This is a genomic window from Chryseobacterium sp. CS3K3.1 (assembly GCF_059515165.1).
The window spans coordinates 55,090-77,334 of sequence record NZ_JCAKRV010000024.1; the positions used below are offsets into that span (position 1 = coordinate 55,090).

The 22,245-nt window shown below is 37.4% G+C and carries 17 protein-coding genes; 2 read left to right on the plus strand and 15 right to left on the minus strand.

The window, feature by feature from the left end:
* Positions 1 to 60: 60 nt before the first annotated feature.
* The 13 genes from purH to AC5YGI_RS19465 form a co-directional block, all read right to left on the minus strand.
* Complete coding sequence (purH, locus tag AC5YGI_RS19405) at positions 61 to 1,578, minus strand: bifunctional phosphoribosylaminoimidazolecarboxamide formyltransferase/IMP cyclohydrolase (RefSeq protein WP_202843950.1); 1,518 nt, start codon at positions 1,576 to 1,578, stop codon at positions 61 to 63.
* A gap of 176 nt (positions 1,579 to 1,754) precedes the next feature.
* Complete coding sequence (gene purN / locus AC5YGI_RS19410) at positions 1,755 to 2,318, minus strand: phosphoribosylglycinamide formyltransferase (RefSeq protein ID WP_330745800.1); 564 nt, start codon at positions 2,316 to 2,318, stop codon at positions 1,755 to 1,757.
* A gap of 74 nt (positions 2,319 to 2,392) precedes the next feature.
* Positions 2,393 to 3,385, minus strand: coding sequence for a phosphoribosylformylglycinamidine cyclo-ligase (purM, locus tag AC5YGI_RS19415; RefSeq protein ID WP_330745799.1), 993 nt, complete (start codon positions 3,383 to 3,385; stop codon positions 2,393 to 2,395).
* A gap of 308 nt (positions 3,386 to 3,693) precedes the next feature.
* On the minus strand, positions 3,694 to 4,245 hold the full coding sequence (locus tag AC5YGI_RS19420) for an NADPH-dependent FMN reductase (RefSeq protein ID WP_110009353.1): 552 nt from the start codon (positions 4,243 to 4,245) through the stop codon (positions 3,694 to 3,696).
* 38 nt (positions 4,246 to 4,283) lie between these two features.
* Positions 4,284 to 5,012 (minus strand): pirin family protein, encoded by a 729-nt coding sequence (locus tag AC5YGI_RS19425; protein WP_330745798.1) that lies wholly within the window; start codon positions 5,010 to 5,012, stop codon positions 4,284 to 4,286.
* Positions 5,013 to 5,406: 394 nt separating this feature from the next.
* Positions 5,407 to 6,825, minus strand: a complete 1,419-nt coding sequence (locus AC5YGI_RS19430; RefSeq protein WP_330745797.1) for an MFS transporter — start codon at positions 6,823 to 6,825, stop codon at positions 5,407 to 5,409.
* Positions 6,825 to 7,343: a nuclear transport factor 2 family protein gene (locus AC5YGI_RS19435; RefSeq protein WP_330745796.1), complete on the minus strand. Its 519-nt coding sequence runs from the start codon at positions 7,341 to 7,343 to the stop codon at positions 6,825 to 6,827. The genes AC5YGI_RS19430 and AC5YGI_RS19435 overlap by 1 nt, the downstream gene beginning before the upstream one ends.
* Before the next feature lie 9 nt (positions 7,344 to 7,352).
* Positions 7,353 to 9,212, minus strand: coding sequence for a glycoside hydrolase family 13 protein (locus tag AC5YGI_RS19440; RefSeq protein ID WP_496169314.1), 1,860 nt, complete (start codon positions 9,210 to 9,212; stop codon positions 7,353 to 7,355).
* 238 nt (positions 9,213 to 9,450) lie between these two features.
* Positions 9,451 to 11,607: a glycoside hydrolase family 97 protein gene (locus AC5YGI_RS19445; RefSeq protein ID WP_110009357.1), complete on the minus strand. Its 2,157-nt coding sequence runs from the start codon at positions 11,605 to 11,607 to the stop codon at positions 9,451 to 9,453.
* 81 nt (positions 11,608 to 11,688) lie between these two features.
* Complete coding sequence (locus tag AC5YGI_RS19450) at positions 11,689 to 12,762, minus strand: SusE domain-containing protein (protein ID WP_330745794.1); 1,074 nt, start codon at positions 12,760 to 12,762, stop codon at positions 11,689 to 11,691.
* 20 nt (positions 12,763 to 12,782) lie between these two features.
* Positions 12,783 to 14,381 (minus strand): RagB/SusD family nutrient uptake outer membrane protein, encoded by a 1,599-nt coding sequence (locus AC5YGI_RS19455; RefSeq protein WP_137904206.1) that lies wholly within the window; start codon positions 14,379 to 14,381, stop codon positions 12,783 to 12,785.
* Positions 14,382 to 14,386: 5 nt separating this feature from the next.
* Positions 14,387 to 15,121: a hypothetical protein gene (locus AC5YGI_RS19460; RefSeq protein WP_496169315.1), complete on the minus strand. Its 735-nt coding sequence runs from the start codon at positions 15,119 to 15,121 to the stop codon at positions 14,387 to 14,389.
* Positions 15,109 to 17,124 (minus strand): SusC/RagA family TonB-linked outer membrane protein, encoded by a 2,016-nt coding sequence (locus AC5YGI_RS19465; RefSeq protein WP_496169316.1) that lies wholly within the window; start codon positions 17,122 to 17,124, stop codon positions 15,109 to 15,111. The genes AC5YGI_RS19460 and AC5YGI_RS19465 overlap by 13 nt, the downstream gene beginning before the upstream one ends.
* A gap of 336 nt (positions 17,125 to 17,460) precedes the next feature.
* On the opposite strand from AC5YGI_RS19465, the gene metG reads away from it, so the two are divergent.
* The gene (gene metG / locus AC5YGI_RS19470) at positions 17,461 to 19,497 is read left to right on the plus strand and encodes a methionine--tRNA ligase (protein ID WP_496169317.1); all 2,037 of its coding nucleotides are present in this window, start codon (positions 17,461 to 17,463) and stop codon (positions 19,495 to 19,497) included.
* Between the two features lie 63 nt (positions 19,498 to 19,560).
* On the plus strand, positions 19,561 to 20,226 hold the full coding sequence (locus tag AC5YGI_RS19475) for a hypothetical protein (RefSeq protein WP_330745790.1): 666 nt from the start codon (positions 19,561 to 19,563) through the stop codon (positions 20,224 to 20,226).
* A gap of 202 nt (positions 20,227 to 20,428) precedes the next feature.
* Here the strand turns inward: AC5YGI_RS19475 and AC5YGI_RS19480 are convergent, their stop codons facing one another.
* The gene (locus AC5YGI_RS19480) at positions 20,429 to 21,133 is read right to left on the minus strand and encodes a class I SAM-dependent methyltransferase (RefSeq protein ID WP_446106302.1); all 705 of its coding nucleotides are present in this window, start codon (positions 21,131 to 21,133) and stop codon (positions 20,429 to 20,431) included.
* 283 nt (positions 21,134 to 21,416) lie between these two features.
* Positions 21,417 to 22,229 carry a siderophore-interacting protein gene (locus AC5YGI_RS19485; RefSeq protein ID WP_496169318.1) on the minus strand — a complete coding sequence of 271 codons (813 nt, stop codon included), beginning with the start codon at positions 22,227 to 22,229 and terminating at the stop codon, positions 21,417 to 21,419.
* Positions 22,230 to 22,245: the final 16 nt, after the last annotated feature.

Genomic DNA, 22,245 nt, shown 5'->3' on the forward strand with positions numbered 1-22,245 from the left:
AAATATATAATTTTGAATGCTAAAAATACAATCCCTAATTATTTTTTAATTCTATTTTAATTAGTGGAAAAAGTGTCTGACACCTGTAAACATCATCGGGATTTTGTGCTCGTTGGCAGCCTCTATACTATCCTGATCTTTTACACTTCCACCCGGCTGAATAATCGCCTTGATACCTTCCTGAGCGCAGAAATCTACCACATCACGGAAAGGGAAAAATGCATCTGAAGCCAGTACTAAATCTCCGGAGAATTTTTCTTTTGCTCTTTCGATAGCCTGCTGAGTTGCCCAGATTCTGTTTACCTGACCGCCCCCGATACCGAATGCCTGAATTCCGTTGGAAACTACAATCGCGTTTGACTTCACATATTTTACGACTCTCTGAGAGAAAAGTAATGCTTTTTTCTGCTCTTCTGTAGGCTGTACTTCAGTTACCACTTTGATATCATCTGAGAAGTGAAGGTCATTATCCTGAACAAGGATACCTCCGTCTACTTTCACCCAGGTCTGTTTGTCTGAAACAGGGTTTACGATTTTGATGATTCTCAGGTTTTTCTTTTTTCTTAAAATTTCAAGGGCTTCTTCATCAAATTCAGGAGCCATTACAATTTCAAGGAAAGTTTTATTTAATTCTTCAGCTGTAGCTGCATCAATTGTATAGTTCATTGCAACAATTCCGCCAAAGATGGAAACCGGATCACATTCGAAAGTTTTCTGATACGTTTCCAAAGCTGAAGTTCCGATCGCAACGCCACAAGGGGTAGAGTGTTTTACGGCACAACAAGCCATTTCTTCTTTGAACTCCGTTACCACTTTCCAGCAAAGGTCCATATCACGAAGATTGTTGAAAGAAAGTTCTTTACCTCCAAGCTGCTCGAAATCTTTCATTGCTCCGTTTTCGAAAGTAGAAACGTAGTAAGCTGCTGTCTGGTGAGGATTCTCTCCATATCTTAGATCTGCTACTTTTTTATAAGAAGCATTCAGGTAAGTAGGATATTCTTCATCTAAAAGCATTCTGGAAATAGCCGCATCATACGCAGAGGTAAGGTTGAATACTTTTCCTGCAAGTTTTTTACGGGTTTCGATGTATGTATCACCGTTTTGCTCCATTTCAATTTTCACTGCTGCATAGTCTTCCACATCAGTGATTACCGTTACAGAATCAAAGTTTTTCGCTGCAGAACGAAGCATTGAAGGACCTCCGATATCGATAAACTCTACTTTTTCATGTAAAGAAATGTCTTTGTTTACATTTTCAAAGAAAGGATAAAGATTTACGATCACCATGTCAATCAGACCAATTCCGTGTTCCTGAACGGTTTTCATGTGCTCTTCATTGTTACGAACAGCCAGCAATCCACCGTGAACTTTCGGGTGTAGAGTTTTCACTCTTCCATCCAACATTTCAGGGAAATTGGTAACCTCATCAATCTGAATAGGATTTAAACCAGCGTCTTTCAAATGTTTGAACGTTCCTCCTGTAGAAATCAACTCATAATTCTGAGCTTCCAAAAACTGCGCGAATTCAATTAATCCACTTTTGTCAGAAACACTGATTAAAACTCTCTTTTTACTCATTTTACTTTCAATTTTTTACTTTTTACAGCTATTTCAAACTGTGTCCGGGTCTTTCACCTCCGAACTTACTTTTATTTTACTTAGATTATTTGCTAATGCAGCAATGTATCAGTCTAGCAATGTAACAATACCTTTAACATTGGTAAATTGGTACACTGGTACATTGGTTATATTTATTAATTTCCCAGGACCTTATTGATCGCGACTGGGAATATTTCATATTCAATCTGGTGAACTTTCTGAGCCAGCGTTTCAGGAGTATCCTCTGCGGTTACTTCGAAAGACTTCTGAAGAATAGCTTCTCCTTCATCAATCCCTGGTGTCACAAAATGTACAGTTGCCCCACTCTCTACTTCTTTGGCTTCAATAACTGCATTGTGAACGTTCATCCCCCACATTCCTTTTCCTCCGAATTTCGGAAGCAAAGCCGGGTGAATATTGATTATTTTACCATTCCAGTTTTCACAGAATTCAGATTTTAAGATGGATAAGAATCCTGCCAATACGATTAAATCTGTATTTTCAGGGATTACTTTAGCCAACTCACTGCTGAAGTTCTTTCCTCTCGGAATCAGTATGTTTTCTATATTGTGATTCTTTGCTCTTTCCAGTCCGAAACATTCTCTGTCTGCTACCACCAGAGTTACTTTTGCATTCTGGATTTCTCCTGAGTCAATAGTGTCAATGATTCTCTGCAGATTGGTTCCTGAACCGGATACGAGTACAACGATATTCTTCATTATTCAGATGTTAGATGTCAGATTAAAGATTACAGACTTACGTCCGATATCTAAGATCTGAAATCTGATGTCATTTAAAATTTCAAATTGATTTTCTCTGCTCCTTCAGTGATTTCACCGATTTCGTAAGCGTCATCTAAAAGGTGTAATACTTTTTCAGCATGTTCTGCATCTACAACAATTACCATTCCTACACCCATATTGAATGTTCCGTGCATTTCTTCACGTGCCACTCCACCTCTTTTTTCAAGTTCAAGCATCACACTAGGAATTCTGATTTTTGTTTCGTCAATAGAAGCACAAAGTCCTTCCGGAATAATTCTAGGAACGTTTTCGTAAAGACCACCTCCTGTAATGTGGGCAATTCCTTCTACTCTTACTTCTTCCAATACTTTGTGAATATCTTTGTAGTATAGTCTTGTAGGAACCAGAAGTGTTTCATATAATGGTTTTCCTTCAAACTCCTCTTCAAAATCCGGGAATACTTTTCTTACTAAAGAGAATCCGTTTGAGTGGAATCCTGAGCTTGGCAATGCAATAATTTTGTTACCAGCTTTGATCTTAGAACCGTCAATGATCTGGTCTTTTTCTACGATTCCTACACAGAATCCTGCAACATCATAATCTCCAGGCTGGTACATCCCTGGCATTTCAGCAGTTTCACCGCCAATCAGTGCACAGTTGTTATCCTTACAAGCAGCAACCATTCCTAAAACGATTTCTGCAGCGATCTCTGAATCCAGCTTTCCACAAGCCAGATAATCTAAGAAGAATAAAGGTTTAGCACCGTGACAAAGAATATCGTTGGCACACATTGCGAAGCAATCTACCCCGATAGAATCATATTTTTTAGTATCTAAAGCTACTTTCAGCTTTGTTCCTACTCCATCTGTTCCTGATACAAGAACCGGATTTTTGTATCCACCGATTTCATAGAAAGCACCAAAACTTCCCAAGTGGTTCAGTACATTGGAATTGTGGGTTTCACCGACCGCTTTTTTGATCTTGTCAACCGTTTTGTATCCTTCTTCTTTGTCTACTCCTGCTGATTTGTAAGTGTTGCTCATGTTTAATAATTTAATAATGTAACAATATATCAGTTTAGCAATGTAACAATAGCTTCACTTTGGAAACCGGAGAATTGGTAAACTGGTACATTAGTATATTGATACATTTTATTTTAATAATTACTTTTATACTCGATTTTAGAAAACAAAAAAGCCGACAATCTTTTCAGATTATCGGCCGTTATTTTATCTCAGAATTTCAGAGCCCACAACTTTCCCTTTATGAGAAAAACATTGTTTATAGGAGGTCTGAATTTTCATCTCTTTTCTTTTTGCAAAAATAGTAATTTTAAATGAATATTCAAATTCTATTTTTCAAGGATTGTTTCAATGGCTGCAATCTTCTTAATTTTTTCTTTTAACTCGCTGTCTTTCTCTTCATTAGAAATTTTCTGAGCGGCTTTATCAAAGTTATCATTAAAGAAAGGAAGTGAAAAAGTTTCCACCACATTTCCTCCGTGGAAAGGGAAACGCTTTGATGCTGCTTCCAAAACACCTGCTCCACCTCTACCGCCCGGAGATGTAGACATCAATAGCATTGGTACTTCGTTCCAAACTGTTCTGTCTTTGATTCTGGATACCCAGTCGAACACATTTTTGAATGCTGTAGAATACGTTCCGTTGTGCTCTCCCAAAGAAACCAGTAATACATCAGCACCGTCAATTTTTGCTGCGAAATCATGAGCTTCCTGAGGAACACCGCCCGCTAATTCTCTTTCATGTTTATAGATTGGCATTTCGAAAGGATTCAAATCGATCACTTCTACGTCTGCATTTTCAAATAAAGTTGATGCATAGGCTACCAACTGCTTGTTCATTGAAACTTCTGAATTACTTCCTGCTATTGCTAAAATTTTCATAGGTGAGGTTTATTTTTTAAAATTACAAATTTAGTCTTTTATTTAAGATAAGACGGCAGTTCCATTGGGACTTCCATTAATAATACTTCAGTGTCTTCCACGGCTTCGATATTAAAGCTCTGAGTATCCCAGATTCCTAATCCGTCTCTTTCGTTCAGAACGCGGTCTCCGATTTTTACACTTCCTTTTAATACAAATGCATACACTCCGTTTCCTTTTTTGTTGAGCATATAGTTTTTGCCATTTCCTTTTTTAAAGTTGGCCAGATTGAACCAGGCATCCTGATGAATCCAAACTCCGTCATCATTTTTATCGGGAGATAAAATCTGCTGGAATCCATTGATTTTTTCCCCTTCTTTGATACTTTTCTGATCGTATCTCGGTTCAACATTCTGTTCTTTTGGGAACACCCAGATCTGAAGGAATTTTACTTCTTCATCTTTATTTTTATTGTATTCGCTGTGCATAACACCGGTTCCGGCACTCATCACCTGAATTTCTCCTTTTCTGATCACTGCCGTGGTCCCCATGGAGTCTTTATGCTCCAGATCGCCTTCCAGAGGAATGGATATAATTTCCATATCTCTGTGCGGGTGTGTTCCGAAGCCCATTCCCTGAGAAACGGTGTCATCGTTCAATACTCTTAAAACGCCAAAATTTGTTCTGTCTCTGTTTTGATAGTTGGCAAAACTGAATGTATGGTAAGAATTTAACCATCCGTGATTGGCATGGCCTCTTGAATCTGCTTTATGATATACTGTTTTCATTTTCTGTGATTATTTATGGTACAAATGTACGGGATGTGAACGTTTAAAAAGTTGATGTAGGTTAAGAAAGGAAATTTGGAGAAGTAAAAAGGGTCAAAAAGTGAAAATATAGGCTAGGTTGGATTACGCAAAGACGCAATTTTTTTTGCATTTGATATGTTTTTACGGCGCAAGGATTTTATCTGCGGTAAAATTTTATGTCAAATATTTTTTCTTCTAAAGATTGATGGATTGAACCAATTGTATAAATGCAAACATCTGTGTTATTTATGAAAATCTGTGGGAGATTGTAGTATCCCATTATTGATGTAAGTTTTGGCTAAAGCCATTGATGAGTGCTTATAGGAAAAGCGGGCTAAAGCCCGCTCCTATTGATATTTAAAATTATTTAATTTTAAAAATGCACCTGCTTGATTTCTTCTTCAATTTCCTTTGGAGTTTCATCTTCAGATTTCACAAAAATCATGGTTACTACGGCTCCGATCAGCATGCAAACGCCTCCTACCACAACATAATCCATCGCCTGTTTTCCGAAAATCCCGCTTACGATAGGACCTCCGAACAAACCATTGATGATCTGCGGAATCACAATAAAGAAATTAAATATTCCCATATAAACGCCCATTTTCCGTTGTGGAATCACCTCAATAAGCATTGCATAAGGCATTGCTAAAATACTTGCCCAGGCAAAGCCTAATCCGATCATTGAGATCCATAAATTGTTGACATCTTTAATGAAATACATGGAAACCAGTCCCAAACCTCCACACAATAAGGCTAAAGCATGAGTCTGCTTTTTACCAATCATTTTTGCTATTGGAGTCAGCAGAAATGCAAACGGAATCGCCCAGAGATTGTACATTCCGAAAAGCTTTCCGGTAAGGTCACCAGCATCGTTAAATGCTTTGGAATGGGTATCTTCAGGAGAAAGACCAAAATGATGAGTTGCCAGTGCACTGGTTGTGAAAACCCACATGGTAAATAAGGCAAACCACGAGAAAAACTGAACAATTCCCAGTTTTTTCATCTGCAAAGGAATCGCTGCAAAGTCTTTGAAAATATCTGAAAACTTAGACTCATGTTTTTCTACTTCTTTTCCATCTTCAAAATCAGCAAATTCCTGTGGGGAATATTCTCTGGTTGTCATGATGGTGTATAGAATTGATATGATAAGCAATCCCGCACCGATATAAAAAGAATAAATGACATTATCTGCTACAAATCCTGCTGGTGCTTCGTTGGAAATTCCCATTTTTGTTAACCAATCCGGCAGATAAGAGCCTAGTACTGCTCCGATTCCAATCAGAATTGTTTGTACAGAAAATCCTATCGTACCTTGATGTTTGGGAAGCATATCTCCTACCAAAGCTCTGAATGGCTCCATTGCAATATTCACCGAAGCATCCATCATGGCCAGAAATATTACGGCTAACAAAAGCGCATTGGCCGCAAACATCTGAGTAACAGAAGCTGCATTCGGAAGTAAAACCAACCCTATTGCACACAGGACAGCTCCAATCAGGAAATAAGGTTTTCTTCTTCCCAACGGACTCCAGGTATTGTCTCCCATGTGACCGATGATAGGCTGGACAATCAGACCTGTAATGGGAGCTACCAGCCAGAACCAGGATAATTCGTGAACATCTGCTCCTAAATTCCCCAGAATACGGCTTGCATTTCCATTTTGTAATCCGAATGCCATTTGAATTCCCAGGAATCCCATGCTCATATTGATAATCTGGAGCATGGATAGGTCTGGTTTTTTCCTTTTTCCTACCTTCCCAGTATCATATTTCCTCATCATTATTGCCATTACAACTTCAGTTTTTGAATTAATGCATCTTCAATAGGTGCTTTTTCAATAACCACTTTATCTACCACCTCATTCGGCACTGTCACAGAAAGAACATATTGCTTAACCTTCCAGCTTCCGTTGATTTTCTCTACCACTCCCGAGCCTCTGCAGATCTTCATCTGGGTATCCAGTAATTCATCAAACCATGCCAGTTTTCCGTCTTTGCTGAAGTAAATATTTCTTTTAAGGGCTTTAAAATTCCAGGTTTTCTTTTTGTCAAAATAAGGTTTTGCCCACACCATAAATGCTTTTTTATCCCAGATTTCGGTAGCATCTGTTCCGATGAAGGTAGATTCATCCGCAAATAGGTTAAAATACGCATTGTAATCTGCTTTTGCCGCCATTGCATTGAAGGTATCAAGCATGGTACTGATTTCCGATTTTTCTTTTTCAAATCCGATTTTCGACTGTGCCGTAAGTAAAGAAAATCCCAGTAAAAAAAGGATGAGTGTATAAGCAGTCGTTAATTTTTTCATATGTATTAATTATTTTTCCAGTTCAATAATCAGTGGAGTTTTTGCAGGAATATTCATTGTATTTTGCAATGAAATTTCTTTGTCTGAAATGATTTCTTTTCCTTTTGTAAATCCATTCAGTGATTCTGCAAACCGTTTCATATCTAATGTCTGATCTTTTTCATTATTGTTGACCACCACCATTACCGTTTCTTTTTCATTATATCGGAAATAAACAAAAACACCATCCTGAGGAACGAAATTTTTAGTTTTTCCATGATGTATCACGTCTTTGCCTTTTCTCCAGTTCAATAACTTCTGAGTAAACCGGAAAAATTCTTTCTGCTCCGCAGTTTGACCGGATGGATTGAAAGCATTTTGTGCATCAGATTTCCAGCCACCGGGAAAGTCTCTGCGGATATCTGCATCGCCGCCTGTCTTTTTGTCTCCTCTCATTCCTATTTCTGATCCGTAATAAATCTGCGGAATTCCTCTTACTGTCGAGATCAGGGTGAGCGCCATTTTATAGGTATCTGGATTTGCATTAAAGATTTCATTCCATCTTTCGGTATCATGATTTTCAAAGAAAACAAGCGTATTATTGATATCCGGATAAAGGAAATCGCTGGTAAAAGAATCGTAAATACGAATCATTCCTTTATCCCAGCTTTCTTTTTCTTGAAGGGCTTTAGGCATATTTTCAAACAGCATAAAATCCATCACAGAAGGTAAATTTGAGTTGTATCCTTCTATTTCTCCTATTTTCGAATTTTTCTGCCATGCTGCAATTTGTGCTGCTGTATAAAGCCAGGTTTCTCCTACGATATTGAATTTTGGGTATTCATCGGTGATCGCTTTGGCCCATTTGGCCATGGCATCTTTATCATTATAAGGATAGGTATCTACACGAAATCCTCCCAGTTCTGCATATTCTATCCACCAGATTGCATTTTGAATCAGATACTTCAGAACCAAAGGATTTTTTTGGTTGATATCAGGCATGGTAGTATCGAACCAGCCGTCCAGTGCGTATTTTTTATCAATATCTGAAGCATTGGTATCAAACTGTGTTGTCGTTTTATAGTTGGAACGTTTAAATCCTTTTTCTCCTTCGTCAAACCAATGAATCCAGTCTTTTGAAGGAAGGTCTTTGATCATCCAGTGTGATCCGCCCCAGTGGTTGGTTACATAATCCATCACGAGCTTCATATTTCGTTTATTCAACTCCTGGGATAATGTTTTATAGTCTTCATTGGTTCCGTAGCGGGCATCAATTTTATACAGATCGGTCTGCGCATAGCCGTGGTAGGAATACACTTTTTCGTTATCCTCATTTACAGGAGTAAGCCAGACTGCTGTTGCGCCCAGATTCTGAATATAATCAAGGTTGTTGATAATTCCGCGAAGATCCCCTCCATGCCTGCCGTTGGGAAGACTGCGGTTCGCTTTTTCGGTAAGTTCCGGTTTTGAATCATTCTTTTCATCCCCGTTGGCAAATCGGTCCGGCATGATCAGATACATAAAGTCTTTTGAAGTAAAAGACTCGCGGCTCGCAGATCCGGGATTTCTTTGTTTTAATTCATAGGTGTACGAAGCAAGATTCTTTTTACCTTTTTTAATATTGATGATAAACTTCGGGACGTTTATTTCATGGGTATCAACTGTAATAAAAACATAATTGGGGTTATCTACTTTCCGGATGTCTTTAATCTGTATTCCATCTGAAAGCGTAATCTCGTTTTTAGCCACATCTTTTCCGTACACAAGAATCTGAAGTTCAGGATTTTTCATTCCTTTCCACCAGAAAGCAGGTTCTACTCTTTCCAGGTTTTTCTGGGAAAAAGCGAAAGAAGCTATAGAAATAGCGAATGCTGCATATATTGTCTTCATATTAGTGTTCAATTTAGCATTAAATTTTTATATATACATCGAAAAATATAAGAGAAAGTCTATTTTTTGATCTCTTTTAACAACAACGATAAGATTACGTATCTTCATATAGACTTCATCATGAATAATTGGATTTGGATAAAATGGGAAAATCAGCCAGACTGCGGATAAATACTTAAAAAAATACCCCGGAACATTAAAAAATCAATGAACCGGGGCACCTTAGTGTATCTTACAATTATTTTACTGGTTTAATAGAAATTGCGAAACCGCCGCTTCTTGCCATTTTAAAATTAATTTTCGATTTTCCTGTAATCTCTTTCTTGTAGATGTTATAGCTTTGAGGATTATCGATATAATCGGCATCTTTTCCATCTTCATAGATGGTTGCCTCATATTTCTTTCCTTTATCCAGGAATGAGAAATCTACTGTATACTCACGTTTGTTTTCATCGGTAATACCTCCTACAAACCAGTTTTCAGTTCCTTTTGCTTTTCTTGCTGTCACCACATAATCACCTGGTTCTGCAGATAATATTTTTGTATCATCCCAATCTGCTGCCACATCCTTGATAAACTGGAACGCATCCATATGCTTTTTGTAGTTTTCAGGAAGGTCTGCAGCCATCTGAAGCGGCATATACATCGTTACATAAAGCGCCAGCTGTTTTACCAGCGTAGTTTTTACGAAACGGTTATCTCCAGGGAAATAATAGTCCAGTTTTGTCTGGAAAATTCCCGGAGTATAGTCCATAGAACCTCCCATCCATCTTGTAAACGGAAGAACCGTCTGGTGGTCCGGTTTATTTCCTCCGAATGCTTCATATTCCGTTCCACGAGCTGCTTCTGCAGAGATATAGTTCGGATAGGTACGGCTTTCTCCTGTAGGACGCACGGATTCGTGAGAATTCACCATGATTTTATAGTCGTTTGCTTTTTCTGCAATTCTATAATAATGGTTGATGGTCCATTGAGAATAGTGATGTTCTCCTCTAGGAATGATATCTCCTACATATCCTGTTTTCACAGCATCATATCCATATTTATTCATGGTTTGGAAAGCTTTATCCGCCCATCTTTCATAGTTTGTGGCAGAACCTGAAGTTTCATGGTGCATGATCAGCTTGATTCCTTTTGAATGCGCATATTCATTCAACATTTTAATATCAAAATCCGGGTAAGGAGTAATGAAATCGAAAACAAACTCTTTTGAGTGTCCGAACCAGTCTTCCCAACCGATGTTCCATCCTTCGATCAGTAATCCCTGGAATCCGTTTTCTGCCGCAAAGTCAATGTATTCCTTAACTTTTGTATTATTAGCAGCATGTTTTCCGTTTGGAGTTAATTTTGCAAAGTCCGTTTTACCTAAATGTACATTTTCAGCAGTAGAATAAGCCCATTGTGATTTTCCGATGATCATTTCCCACCAGACTCCCATATATTTTGTAGGATGAATGTAAGAGGTATCTGTATATTTTGTAGGCTCATTAAGATTGAAGATCATTTTGGAATCCATTACCTGCTCTGCTTTCGGCGCGACGATAATCGTTCTCCAAGGCGTTACTGACGGTGTCTGAATATATCCTTTCGCTCCCTGTCTGTCGGCAGTCAAATGCGTTTTGAATTTATAATTCTGTGCATCTACCTCAAGATGTGAAGCCGGATAATCCAATACGGCTGCTTCTGCAACATTGATATACAATGGTTCTTTTCCTTCTTTTTTAAGCATTAAAGGAGACTGAACTGCATTTTTCACCAATGACTGGGAAGCGTTTGCATCGTATGCTTTGTCCCATTTTGAAGGAATCTCGGATACTTTTGTTTCCTGATACTGATACTCCTGAGAGTCGTAATCGGCAACCATCCACCATGCCTTCATGTCGGTAGGAAAATCGATTTCAGAGTCTTCTTCTCTGATCACAAAGTAATTAAGATTTTTCTGCTGTGGGAATTCATATCTGAAACCCAATCCATCATTGAATAATCTGAACTTTACCACAATACTTCTGTCTGTAGAAGCCTGGTTCAGGGTAACTGCCAGCTCGTTGTAATGATTGATATAATTTTTCTTTTCTCCTAAAACCGGCTGCCAGGTTTCATTTTTAGAGTCTCTTTTTTCATCTGTCTTTGCAAAACCGTTGTTCAGGTCGTATTTTGCATCTTCTGGTTTGGCAATCTCAGAAGCGAATTTTATGGCTGTGTCTTTAAATAATCGCAATCCCAATTTAGAATCTTCCACCACTACCGCACCATTATACTTTAGGTTATAGTAAGGTACTCCTTCTTTCAGCTGAAAGTTCATTTCGAACTTCCCGTCCGGAGACTTTAAAGATTGGGCTTTCACACCTGTAAACATCATTGAGAGCAAAAGCGCTCCAACTGTAATTTTCTTCATAATGACTATTTATTAACTTAAAAAATAAAGTGCTGCGGTAAAGCAGCACTTTGCTTTATTTGAGTTTGATTTCTAATTGTTTTAAAATATTGGAATTGCCGAATACTCCGCGGTTATATCGTTGAAATATACGTCATACTTAAAGGTTTCACTTACCGGAATATTTCCTCCGCTGAGCTCAGCTACACCAAAAAACTCCTGAGCTTTTCCCCAGTTTGTTCCCCAATCATGATTTGCCCTGAACTTGAATTCACCTGAATTCAGAGTAACATTTTTCTTAACCCAAATGTGAGAATCAAAAGTTGACTTCTGTAAATCCAGATCTGTATTCCAATCTCCTGATGCAGTTCCGATCATTGAAATCGTATTATAGGTAACTGTTGGAGATCCAATTGAAGTAAAGGTATATGTTAAAGTATTGGTATCAACTGTCAGTTTATAATATCCAGCAGCAGATACAGAAATATTTCCTGAAGAACCGCTTGTACTTAATGTACCTGAAATACTACCCATTCCATATTGAGTATTCCAGGATCCTGGAGTTTTAATCATTTTAAAACCGCCTTGTGCAAAATATCCGGTATAAGAATACACTCCTGCTGCAGCTGTTTTTTGTAATGGAAGAAACTTCGTATTTGTATTTGTATTATCCCATCCAGCCGCTGTAGCATCCCCGATCAGATATAGATCATTATAATTGTAAACCGGACCTAAAAGATAGGGCGTTACTGTTAAGGTCTTAACATCAGAATAGAAAGGTGCAGCACCAACCAAAGTTCTTAACCGAACCTCAATCTCAGCAGCTACATTAGTAGCAGCTCCTAATCCTAATGCTATATTATTAAGCTGTTTATTAGTAAAGCTCAGAGGAGAAGTTGTCACTTCCATAGTAGAAGCATCCTTAAAGTTTTTCCCTTTTATTGCAAATTGTAACTGTTGTGTATAAACTACAGCTACGTTAAAGGTTGATTTATTCCAAGTGATGTTTAGAGCTACATTGTCAGGATTAGCCTTATCTAAAACAATAGTTGTCTTATCTGGTGTAATCTTACTTTTTACAGTTTCTGTAATAATTACCTGATCTTCATCTTTTTCACATGAAATAACAAAAATTCCAATACATACTATTGCTAAAATTTTAAAAAAATTTTTCATTTTTAGATTCTGTTTAAAAGTTAATATCCAGGGTTTTGAACCAAGTTAGGATTAGCCACTATATCATTTGCCGGTATAGGGAAAAGATTTCTATATTCATCTACACCTTTACCTTCCTTTACACCACCTTTCCAAGGCCATAGATATGAACCTGACGTAAATTTACCATAACGAATCAGGTCTGTTCTTCTCGTTGCTTCCCAAGACATTTCCCTAGATCTCTCGTCTAAGAAAAAATCGGTATTAACTGAAGCAACAGTAGTTCCCCCCGCTCTCGTCCTTAAGGCATTTACATACCCTAGTGCAGTGGCTGCATCTCCTCCTGATCCACCTCTTGAAACAGCTTCACCATACATAAGATAAATATCCGCTAAACGATATAAAGGAATATCCGCGTCAACAAAATTACCTGATACATCTGATCCAGGAGCACCATTAGAATACTTTATATTTTTATACTTAATAAACGCATAGCCATCTGTAAATGTTGATATATTATTTATTTCTAAATTTTGACCATTTGTATAGAAATTTCCTCTTTTGTCGCTTGGGGAACCAGCAAATAGATTAACAAAAGATTTTGTAGTTCTTATACCACCCCAACCTCCATTGATTCCGAATTCAGAAGCAGGCATAGAACCTCCCACTGCAGCGTGTACCATAAAAGTTGAACCTCCGTAAGTTTTTGTACTTGTACCATCGTAGTTTACAGATAAAATAACTTCAGGATTATTTACATTATTATCTGCCATAAATAATGATGAATAGTTTGACTTTAATGAATATCCAGCATTTATTACTTTATTACAGTATGTAATACAATCCGTATATCTTGCTGTGCCCGTATAAACTTGTGCATTTAAATATAGTCTTGCTAATAAAGACCAAGCAGCAGCTTTATCTGCTCTGCCATATTCATTACTTCTAGCATCTTTAAGATCATTTGCACAAGCTAAAAGCTCAGACTCTATATATTTGAATAGTTCTGCTCTTGCAATTCTCGGAGGAGGAGTATTAATGATATCAGTAGCCTCAGTTACCATTGGTACATTTCCAAACAAATCCATTGCATGATAATAAGATTGAGCTCTTAGAAAACGAGCTTCAGCTCGCATATATTTCGCTTCTGTAAGATTACTTCCTGTGATTCCATTTGTGGAAAGTTTTTCGTCAGTCGTATTTTTAATAAATTCATTACTTACAGCAATTACATTAAATATTCTATAGTATATTGCTGCAACAAAAGGATTGGAAGCATTCCAAGTCATATTATGCATATCTGGAAGACCTGCATCAGCCCAAGCAATAACAGCTTCGTCTGTTGTTAAAACCTGCATACTGTACATTTGACGAAGATAGTTTGAGAAACCACCGTCGATTCCACCTATATCCGTATTTCCATCTGCATTATTTTGATCTCCCTGCCCCCCGATTGCTAGCCCTGCATAAATTTTAGCTAAGGCAGGTTTATAGTTACTAAAATCTTTGTATAACACGGTAGCTGTTAATCCTAAACTTGGTTCTCTTTCAAGATCTTGGGTACAAGAACCTGCAAAGAATAGAGCCCCTAGAGTAATAGACCCTATTATTATTTTTTTATATAAATATTTATTTCTCATGTTGATTAAAATTGGAAGTTAAACCCTACTGAATACACTTTCGGTCTTTGATAGAAACCATTGTCAATTCCTCCAAATACCTCAGGATCTACACCTTTATATTTTGTAATCACAAAAACATTTTGTGCCATTGCATTTATTCTTAAATTTGTTCCTTTTCCCATAAATTCTCCTGCATTATAACCAATTGATAAATTATCCATTCTAAGAAAGGATGCATCTTCAATAAACATATCCGAGAAAAGTTGTGTTGTAGCAAACTGTGTTGTTAGAACACTTGAATTTGTATTGCTCAAGAAATTATTCGCCTGAATATTTGCAATTGAACTATTAGACGCAGAATTATTATAAACGTAATTTCCTAAAACAGCTCTAAGCGATGTGCTAAATTCCCATTTTTTTACACTTACCTTTGTAGAAAAGCCCAGGATTACATCAGGATTTGGAGATTTATAGAAATATTTATCATCTTCAGTAGATTTTCCATCACCATTTCTGTCAACATAAGCTCCTTCTAAAGGCTTTCCATTATTATCATAAACTTGCTGGTAAACATAAAATGCATTAAGGGGCTGACCCACTGTAATTGCTTGAATATAGTTATTAATACCGGTAAGTGTCCCTACTTGAATTTTATATGATGAATCTACATATTGAGATAAGCTTGTAACCCTAGGATTAAATCTAGTAGCATTAAGATTTACATCCCAGGTTATACTTTCATTTTTTACAGGAACCAATTCAAGTTAGCTTCAAAACCTTTGTTGGCAATAATTCCAACATTTTTAATATTAAAGTTACTTAAATCACCTGCCCATGTAGGTACTTTTGCAATAAGGTTTTCAGATTTTTTATCAAAATAATCTATTGAACCACTAATTCTATTATTTAAAATCGCAAAGTCTAAACCTATGTTTTTAGTAGTTGTTGTTTCCCAAACCAAGTTTGGATTGTAAACATCCGGACGAAGTAATGTATAGAAACTATTACCAAACTGATACTGTGCAGTACTACTATTACTATAAGAATAAGAACCAAATGCAGGATAGAAATTACCGGTCTCTTGCTGACCGGTCTTACCCCAACCTGCTCTTATTTTTAATGAATTAATCGATGAAATACTTTTTAAGAAACTTTCTTCATTAATTTTCCATGCAACTGACACTGCTGGGAAATTACCCCATAACTGGTTCTTATCTGCTCCATTCCAGAATGTTGAAGAACCGTCTCTTCTGATAGAACCATTGATAATATACTTATCTGCTATGGTAAAAATACCTCTGGCGTAAAAAGATAGTAAAGTTCTCTGCGTATCTCCAGCAGTTGAAAAATCGGTCTTTTGACCATTTCCATAATATGTAGGCGCTGCTGGAGTAATCGATCGTGTATCTTGATAAGAGTAACCACCAATTATATCTACAGTGGTATTAATCGCATTAATCTTTTTTACATAATTTAGATAAGATTCAAATAATTTACTTTTAATCTCCTGAGAATATGAACGATAAGATCCTAAAGTTCCAATACCTTGAGCGTATTCTTTATATGTGTTAACAGAACCATCACTTTTTGCATAATCATAAGATCCTGTTATGTTCAATCTTAATTCAGGTAAAAAATGAAACTTATAATCTAGTTGTAAACTTGGAATAATCCTAAAGACAGATGAAATATCTCTTTTACCATATAATAAACCTAATGGATTTCTTGTTCCATTTACATTTAAACCTGTAGCAGTATTGGCAGGATCTAACCATTCATAATATCCTCCATACTTAGAATTCCCTGAATATACTGGTTGCGTTGGATCAAAATAAATAGAAGCGCCGATAGCTCCAGCATCTGGGAATCTGTTCTCAGAAAAAGTTCCTTTAAAATTACCATTAACAGTTAAATGATTATCAAAAAATTTAGGCGAAAAATTTAACCCTAATGAAGTTCTTCTGAATTCATTTGTCCTTACGATCCCGTTTTGCTCATTGTACCCCAAAGATACTCTATATGGCAAACCTTTTACACCACCTGAAAATGCAACATTATTATCTGTTCCCCAGGCTTGTTGATAAATTTTATCCTGCCAATTAGTATTTGCAGTACCGAGATAAGACTTCTGAACATTTGTACCAAAAGTATTCACAAAACTTCTAAACTGATCAGCATCCAAAACATCTACATTACCCATTTTTGTAGACACAGAAAAATTAGTATTGAAATTAACTTTGAATTTTCCTGCGGTACCTTTTTTCGTTGTAATTAATATAACCCCGTTCGAAGCTCTATTACCGTAAATAGCTGCAGAAGATGCATCTTTTAAAATATCAAATGTCTCGATGTCATTTGGATTAATCAATGATAACGGATTTGTTGCTCCGCTTAAATTGTTAAAATCAATAGGAACACCATCAATAACAATTAGCGGATCATTATTAATAAATGAAGAACCTCCTCTTACTCTAATTGTAGAACCTGAGCCAGGAGCACCGCTGTTGCCGGTAATTTGTACCCCAGGAGTTTTACCAACAATCAGTTGATCAGCAGTAGCTGCTCCCCCATTGAAATCTTTTGATGTCACAGAAGAAATAGATCCTGTAAGATCTGTTTTTTTCTGCTTACCATATCCAATCAAGACAACCTCGTCAATCTTCTTCTCCTGAGGAAGAGAATCTTTTTTCTGCGCGTGCATTACTGTACTGGCCAGTAAAAAAGCGGGCGCGATTTTTAATACTGTTGTAAAATTCTTCACAATCTTATTTTTTTATAGTTTCGTTTTTTTAGTCATGTTTAGGCCTCAAGCCAGACTCGCAATTTAAAAAAAAATTAGAATTATTATAAATTTAATATAATTTTAGTTAAAATTATGTATATTACGAAACCCATTTTAGTTAGTTTTTTAAGATACAATATTTTACAACGTCTTATGCATTACATAACATTTGTTTTAATTTAAGAAAATGTTAAACAATTGTTTAACTTAATTTGGTGTTCGGCCCTTAAAATTTGTATTCTGCAGCATAATAACACCACCAATAGCGGTATTCAACAGATATTCCTTATCTTTGCAGTCAAAACTTTACTATAAATGTCAAACAGAAAGATGATTACGGCAGCTTTGCCTTACGCAAACGGGCCGGTTCATATAGGACATTTGGCAGGTGTTTATATTCCTGCGGATGTTTACGCAAGATTTCAGAGAAGATTAGGAAAAGATGTAGCGTTTATCTGTGGTTCAGATGAGCACGGGATTCCTATCACCATAAGAGCTAAAAAAGAAGGAGTAACTCCTCAGGATATCGTGGACAAATATCACGAGATCATCAAAAAATCTTTTTCTGATCTGGGAATTTCATTTGATGAATATTCCAGAACAACATCTAAGAAGCATTATGAAACCAGCCAGGATTTCTTCAAGGTTTTATACGAAAAAGGAAAATTCACGGAAGAAGTTTCTGAGCAGTATTTTGATGAGCAGGCTGGAGAATTCCTTGCTGACCGTTATATTGTAGGAACATGTCCTAATTGTGGTAACGAAAACGCTTACGGAGACCAGTGTGAGAAATGTGGTTCTACCCTTTCTCCTTCTGAGCTGATCAACCCGAAATCAATGCTTAGCGGAAATGTTCCTATCCTTAAAGAAACCAAAAACTGGTATCTGCCATTAAATGAATATGAAGATTTCTTAAACGAATGGATCATTGAAGGCCACAAAGATGACTGGAAGCCTAACGTATACGGACAGGTTAAATCCTGGCTGAATGATGGCCTTAAGCCTCGTGCCATGACCAGAGACCTGAACTGGGGAGTTCCGGTTCCTCTTCCGAATGCAGAAGGAAAAGTATTGTACGTATGGTTTGATGCTCCTATCGGATATATCTCTTTCACCAAAGAATGGGCAGAGAAAAACGGAAAAGACTGGAAAGACTACTGGCAAAGTCCAGAAAGTGACCTTGTACATTTTATCGGAAAGGATAATATTGTATTCCACTGTATTATTTTCCCTTCGATGATGAAAGCGCACGGAGATTATATTATGCCGGCTAATGTTCCTGCTTTTGAATTCCTGAACCTTGAGAATGATAAGATCTCAACGTCAAGAAACTGGGCGGTATGGGCTCATGAATACGTGGAAGACTTCCCCGGACAGCAGGATGTGTTAAGATATGCTCTTCTTTCATCAGCACCGGAAACTAAGGATAATAACTTTACATGGAAGGATTTCCAGACTAAGAATAATTCTGAATTGGTAGGGATCTTCGGAAATTTTATCAATAGAGTTGCAGTTCTTATTCATAAATATTATGACGGTGTTGTTCCACAAGGCGATGTAAACAGCCCTGAACTGCAGGAAATAAGTAAATCTGCAAAAGAAATCTCAGGATTCCTTGAAAATTATGAGTTCAGAAATTCATTAACTGCATTAATGAACCTTGCGCGTTTTGGAAACCAGTATCTTCAGACGGAAGAGCCTTGGAAAACGATTAAAGGTAATCCTGAAAAAGCGGCTCAATCTTTATTCGTTGGGGTGCAAATAGCTGTTGCTCTGGCTCAGTTATGCGAACCTTTCATGCCATTCAGTTCTGATAAGCTATTGAACATGTTCAATGTTGAGAAGAAAGACTGGAACTCTATTGAAAACCAATCTGTATTAATTGAGACAGGTCACAAAATCAATGAATCTTCCCTTCTTTTCTCAAAAATTGAAGACGATGTCATCGAAGCTCAGATCCAAAAACTGGAAAACACAAAACAAAACAATAAAAAAACAAACCCTAACGCAAACCCTATGAAAGAAGAGATCACGTTTGATGACTTTACTAAAATAGATCTTAGAACAGCAACCATTTTAGAAGCTGAAAAAGTAGAAAAAGCAGATAAATTACTAAAACTTACTGTAGATACAGGAGTAGATGTAAGAACTGTTGTTTCCGGGATTGCAGAAAGCTTCACTCCTGAAGAATTAATCGGGAAGCAGGTAATGATCCTTCTGAACCTTGCGCCAAGAAAAATCAGAGGAATTGAATCTCAGGGAATGTTATTATTAACAACAAAACCAGACGGAAAATTATCTTTCGTTACACCGGACGACAGCAATGTTGAAAACGGTATTGAAATCGGATAATGATCATCTTTATAAGATCACAGGCTGTTTCTCTGGAAGCAGCCTTTCTTTTATCTACAGCTTATGGTTAACAAAAATGTTTTAAGAAAGCTTTCCAATCTGGAATTAGAAGGATATTTAAAAGAAGGCAACCGCTTTGTTCCGGAGGCCGTTCAGGCAGCTTTGGAAATTCTGGAAGAAAGAGGACGGGTTTTCAGCGAGCAGGAAAAAACGGCTGTTCAGCAGCTGATTCAGCGTAAAAAAGAGGAAGAGAAAGCAAAACATGCAGAAGAAGTAGAGGTCTGGAAAGATCATATTACAGAAGATCCGGATGCTATCAGGCTTTATTCACGAATGACTATTTTTGTCAGCAGTGTTCTTTTCAGTACGATTCCCGGAGCTATTTTACTATCTCTTAATTTAATAAAACTCAGAAAATACTTTCCTGCCTTTCTGACACTGGCATTTGGCGTGCTTTTTTTTATATTTCAGAAGTACGTTCTGTTTTCCCATTTTGATTTCGGTACAACTTCCCGATACAGTCCCGAAATTGGGGTCATTGCAGCAGGAGCTTTGGGTTTACTTGTCATCAGTGTTTTAGTAACTCCTCAAAAACTCCCTTACCGTGCAAAATCTTATGTATTTCCGGTAATTTTATGTGTTGTAACCGTTGTTATGATGTATTTCTATTTCCCGGAATGGTTTTCTTTTTATCCGCTGGCAACGGTTATCAATATATTCAGACAATAATTAAGAAGCTGATTCCCGCTATCCACTTTTACTCCTCGCTCCCGGCTGTCACCCTGAGCGTAGTCGAAGGGCCTCTTCTTTGCTGCGGGGTAACCGTTTCTATCGGGGCTAGGATAAGTACAAAAAAAGTCATTCCGGTGTACAGAATGACAATGTATGAATTCATGAGATTGCTTCGCTTTCAGCAATGACTTGTTATAAATTATTTTTTGGTCAGCTTTGCCAGATAAGAATCCTCATCTTTCAATACTCTTTCTATTTTGAAACCATTATTTGTGGCAGCATTTTTCAAGGTATTGAAATCAAGGTACAGCCAGGTAATGGGTTCTTCAGATTCCCCTTTATAATGAACCACATAATCCAGCTCGCCATAATATCCGCCTGCAGGAATGTATACTCCGCCATCTTTATCACGATCAAACATATACAGGATATCCGTGCTGTCGATCAGGATCTGCCCTTTATCATTAAGTAAAGTATGCAGTTTCTGAAGATAGGTATCTATTTTTGCCAGGCTTTCAAAAACTCCCGTACCGTTCATTAACAGTAAAATCGTATCAAAAGTCTCTCCTGAAAAGTCAAGCATATTTTCGCAAACTGCCTTTTTAATCCCTCTCAGCTTGCAAACCTCAACAGATTTTGGTGAAATATCCAAAGCGGTCACCTCAAGATTTCTTTCATGTTGAAGGTATAAAGAATGAGAACCTGCACCCGCTCCGATATCCAGAACTTTTCCGTTGGATAACTGCAGCGCTTTCTGCTCAATATCATTCATTTCTTCAAAATCTCTGAATAAATAATCCACCGGAAGTTCATCCAGCTCAGAAATTGACGTTTCAGTCTGCAGATCCTCCGGATTTTCATTGTGGTAATAATCCCAGATCGCTCTGCCCATTAAATCTTTCATAGTGCAAAGATAGGTCTTCGGGATGCAAAGTTCAAAGTTTGTGATTCAGGTTTTTGAGTTACGAGCTCTTATTGTTTTTCATTAAAGCGGTTGGGTGCCATTATTATAACGCAATAGATCGCAATTTTTTTTGAGATCGCGTACTCATTAAGTTCGCTAAGGCGTTTCACTCAGCAATGAAACAGTAAATATCTTAGCTAAATGAAATGCCTTTGCGAACGAAATTATTTTCAAGTAAGATTAAAAAACTTTGCGATCCCAGCGTTAAAAGAATAAATTCAGGTTATCCTATTGACTCTTTCTCTTCATGTCTGTCCGCTTGAGATTCATTTTCTGCTACACCTGCTTTCCAGTAAGAATAGGCGTACAATTCCTGTGAAGTCCAGTTTTTCTCTTTTCTCAGATAGGTACGGATTTCTTTCACGCTTGAAAATTCACAGGCTACATAGCCAAACTTTGTTGATTCCGGAATTTTAATACTTTTTACGGCATTTGAAATTTCACTGCCGATTTGAGGCTGTGGATTGTGTAACCATTTAAAATCAATCTGTGCTTTGGTTTCAAGCAGCTGTTCGTCTTCTTTTCCATGAACTTCAATAATACAGGTTCCTTTTGCTGTTTCGGGAAGTGTTTCCAGAATAGCGCTGATCACCGGAATGGCCGTAGCATCACCGGCCAGCAGGTACCAATCTGCTGCAGGGTAGAGCTCTTTACCTTCCAGGCGCATCATCACTCCCAGTTTGGAGCCTGCTTCAGCTTCTCTTACCCATCTGGAAGCAGGTCCGCCGTCTCCATGATCTACAAAATCGATGATCAGCTCATTTTTTTCCAGATCAATTCCTCTGTGGGTATAGGTTCTGATGGAAGGAGCCACATCTTTTGGCGGATACACCCACTGATGGTTTTCATCCAGCGTCGGAAAATGAATCTCATTGAGACCAGCCGGAGGAACTGCAATTTTATTATTATCACCCACCACAGTATTTTTGAATATCTGAACTTCCGGCGAGTAGAGATACACTCTGATAAAATGGTCAGTAATGTATTCTTTTCTTGTGACTTCGGCAACAATCTGCCCTGTTGAAATTTTAGCCATAACTGATTTTTTAAAT

What these genes read in the sequence shown, in the direction of transcription:
- AC5YGI_RS19455 (WP_137904206.1), bottom strand. Translation starts at nt 14,381, where the DNA reads ATGAGAAATAAATATTTATATAAAAAAATAATAATAGGGTCTATTACT.
- metG (WP_496169317.1), top strand. Translation starts at nt 17,461, where the DNA reads ATGTCAAACAGAAAGATGATTACGGCAGCTTTGCCTTACGCAAACGGG.
- AC5YGI_RS19430 (WP_330745797.1), bottom strand. Translation starts at nt 6,825, where the DNA reads ATGGCAATAATGATGAGGAAATATGATACTGGGAAGGTAGGAAAAAGG.
- AC5YGI_RS19445 (WP_110009357.1), bottom strand. Translation starts at nt 11,607, where the DNA reads ATGAAGAAAATTACAGTTGGAGCGCTTTTGCTCTCAATGATGTTTACA.
- purH (WP_202843950.1), bottom strand. Translation starts at nt 1,578, where the DNA reads ATGAGTAAAAAGAGAGTTTTAATCAGTGTTTCTGACAAAAGTGGATTA.
- purN (WP_330745800.1), bottom strand. Translation starts at nt 2,318, where the DNA reads ATGAAGAATATCGTTGTACTCGTATCCGGTTCAGGAACCAATCTGCAG.
- purM (WP_330745799.1), bottom strand. Translation starts at nt 3,385, where the DNA reads ATGAGCAACACTTACAAATCAGCAGGAGTAGACAAAGAAGAAGGATAC.
- AC5YGI_RS19450 (WP_330745794.1), bottom strand. Translation starts at nt 12,762, where the DNA reads ATGAAAAATTTTTTTAAAATTTTAGCAATAGTATGTATTGGAATTTTT.
- AC5YGI_RS19485 (WP_496169318.1), bottom strand. Translation starts at nt 22,229, where the DNA reads ATGGCTAAAATTTCAACAGGGCAGATTGTTGCCGAAGTCACAAGAAAA.
- AC5YGI_RS19440 (WP_496169314.1), bottom strand. Translation starts at nt 9,212, where the DNA reads ATGAAGACAATATATGCAGCATTCGCTATTTCTATAGCTTCTTTCGCT.
- AC5YGI_RS19480 (WP_446106302.1), bottom strand. Translation starts at nt 21,133, where the DNA reads ATGAAAGATTTAATGGGCAGAGCGATCTGGGATTATTACCACAATGAA.
- AC5YGI_RS19425 (WP_330745798.1), bottom strand. Translation starts at nt 5,012, where the DNA reads ATGAAAACAGTATATCATAAAGCAGATTCAAGAGGCCATGCCAATCAC.
- AC5YGI_RS19435 (WP_330745796.1), bottom strand. Translation starts at nt 7,343, where the DNA reads ATGAAAAAATTAACGACTGCTTATACACTCATCCTTTTTTTACTGGGA.
- AC5YGI_RS19420 (WP_110009353.1), bottom strand. Translation starts at nt 4,245, where the DNA reads ATGAAAATTTTAGCAATAGCAGGAAGTAATTCAGAAGTTTCAATGAAC.
- AC5YGI_RS19475 (WP_330745790.1), top strand. Translation starts at nt 19,561, where the DNA reads ATGGTTAACAAAAATGTTTTAAGAAAGCTTTCCAATCTGGAATTAGAA.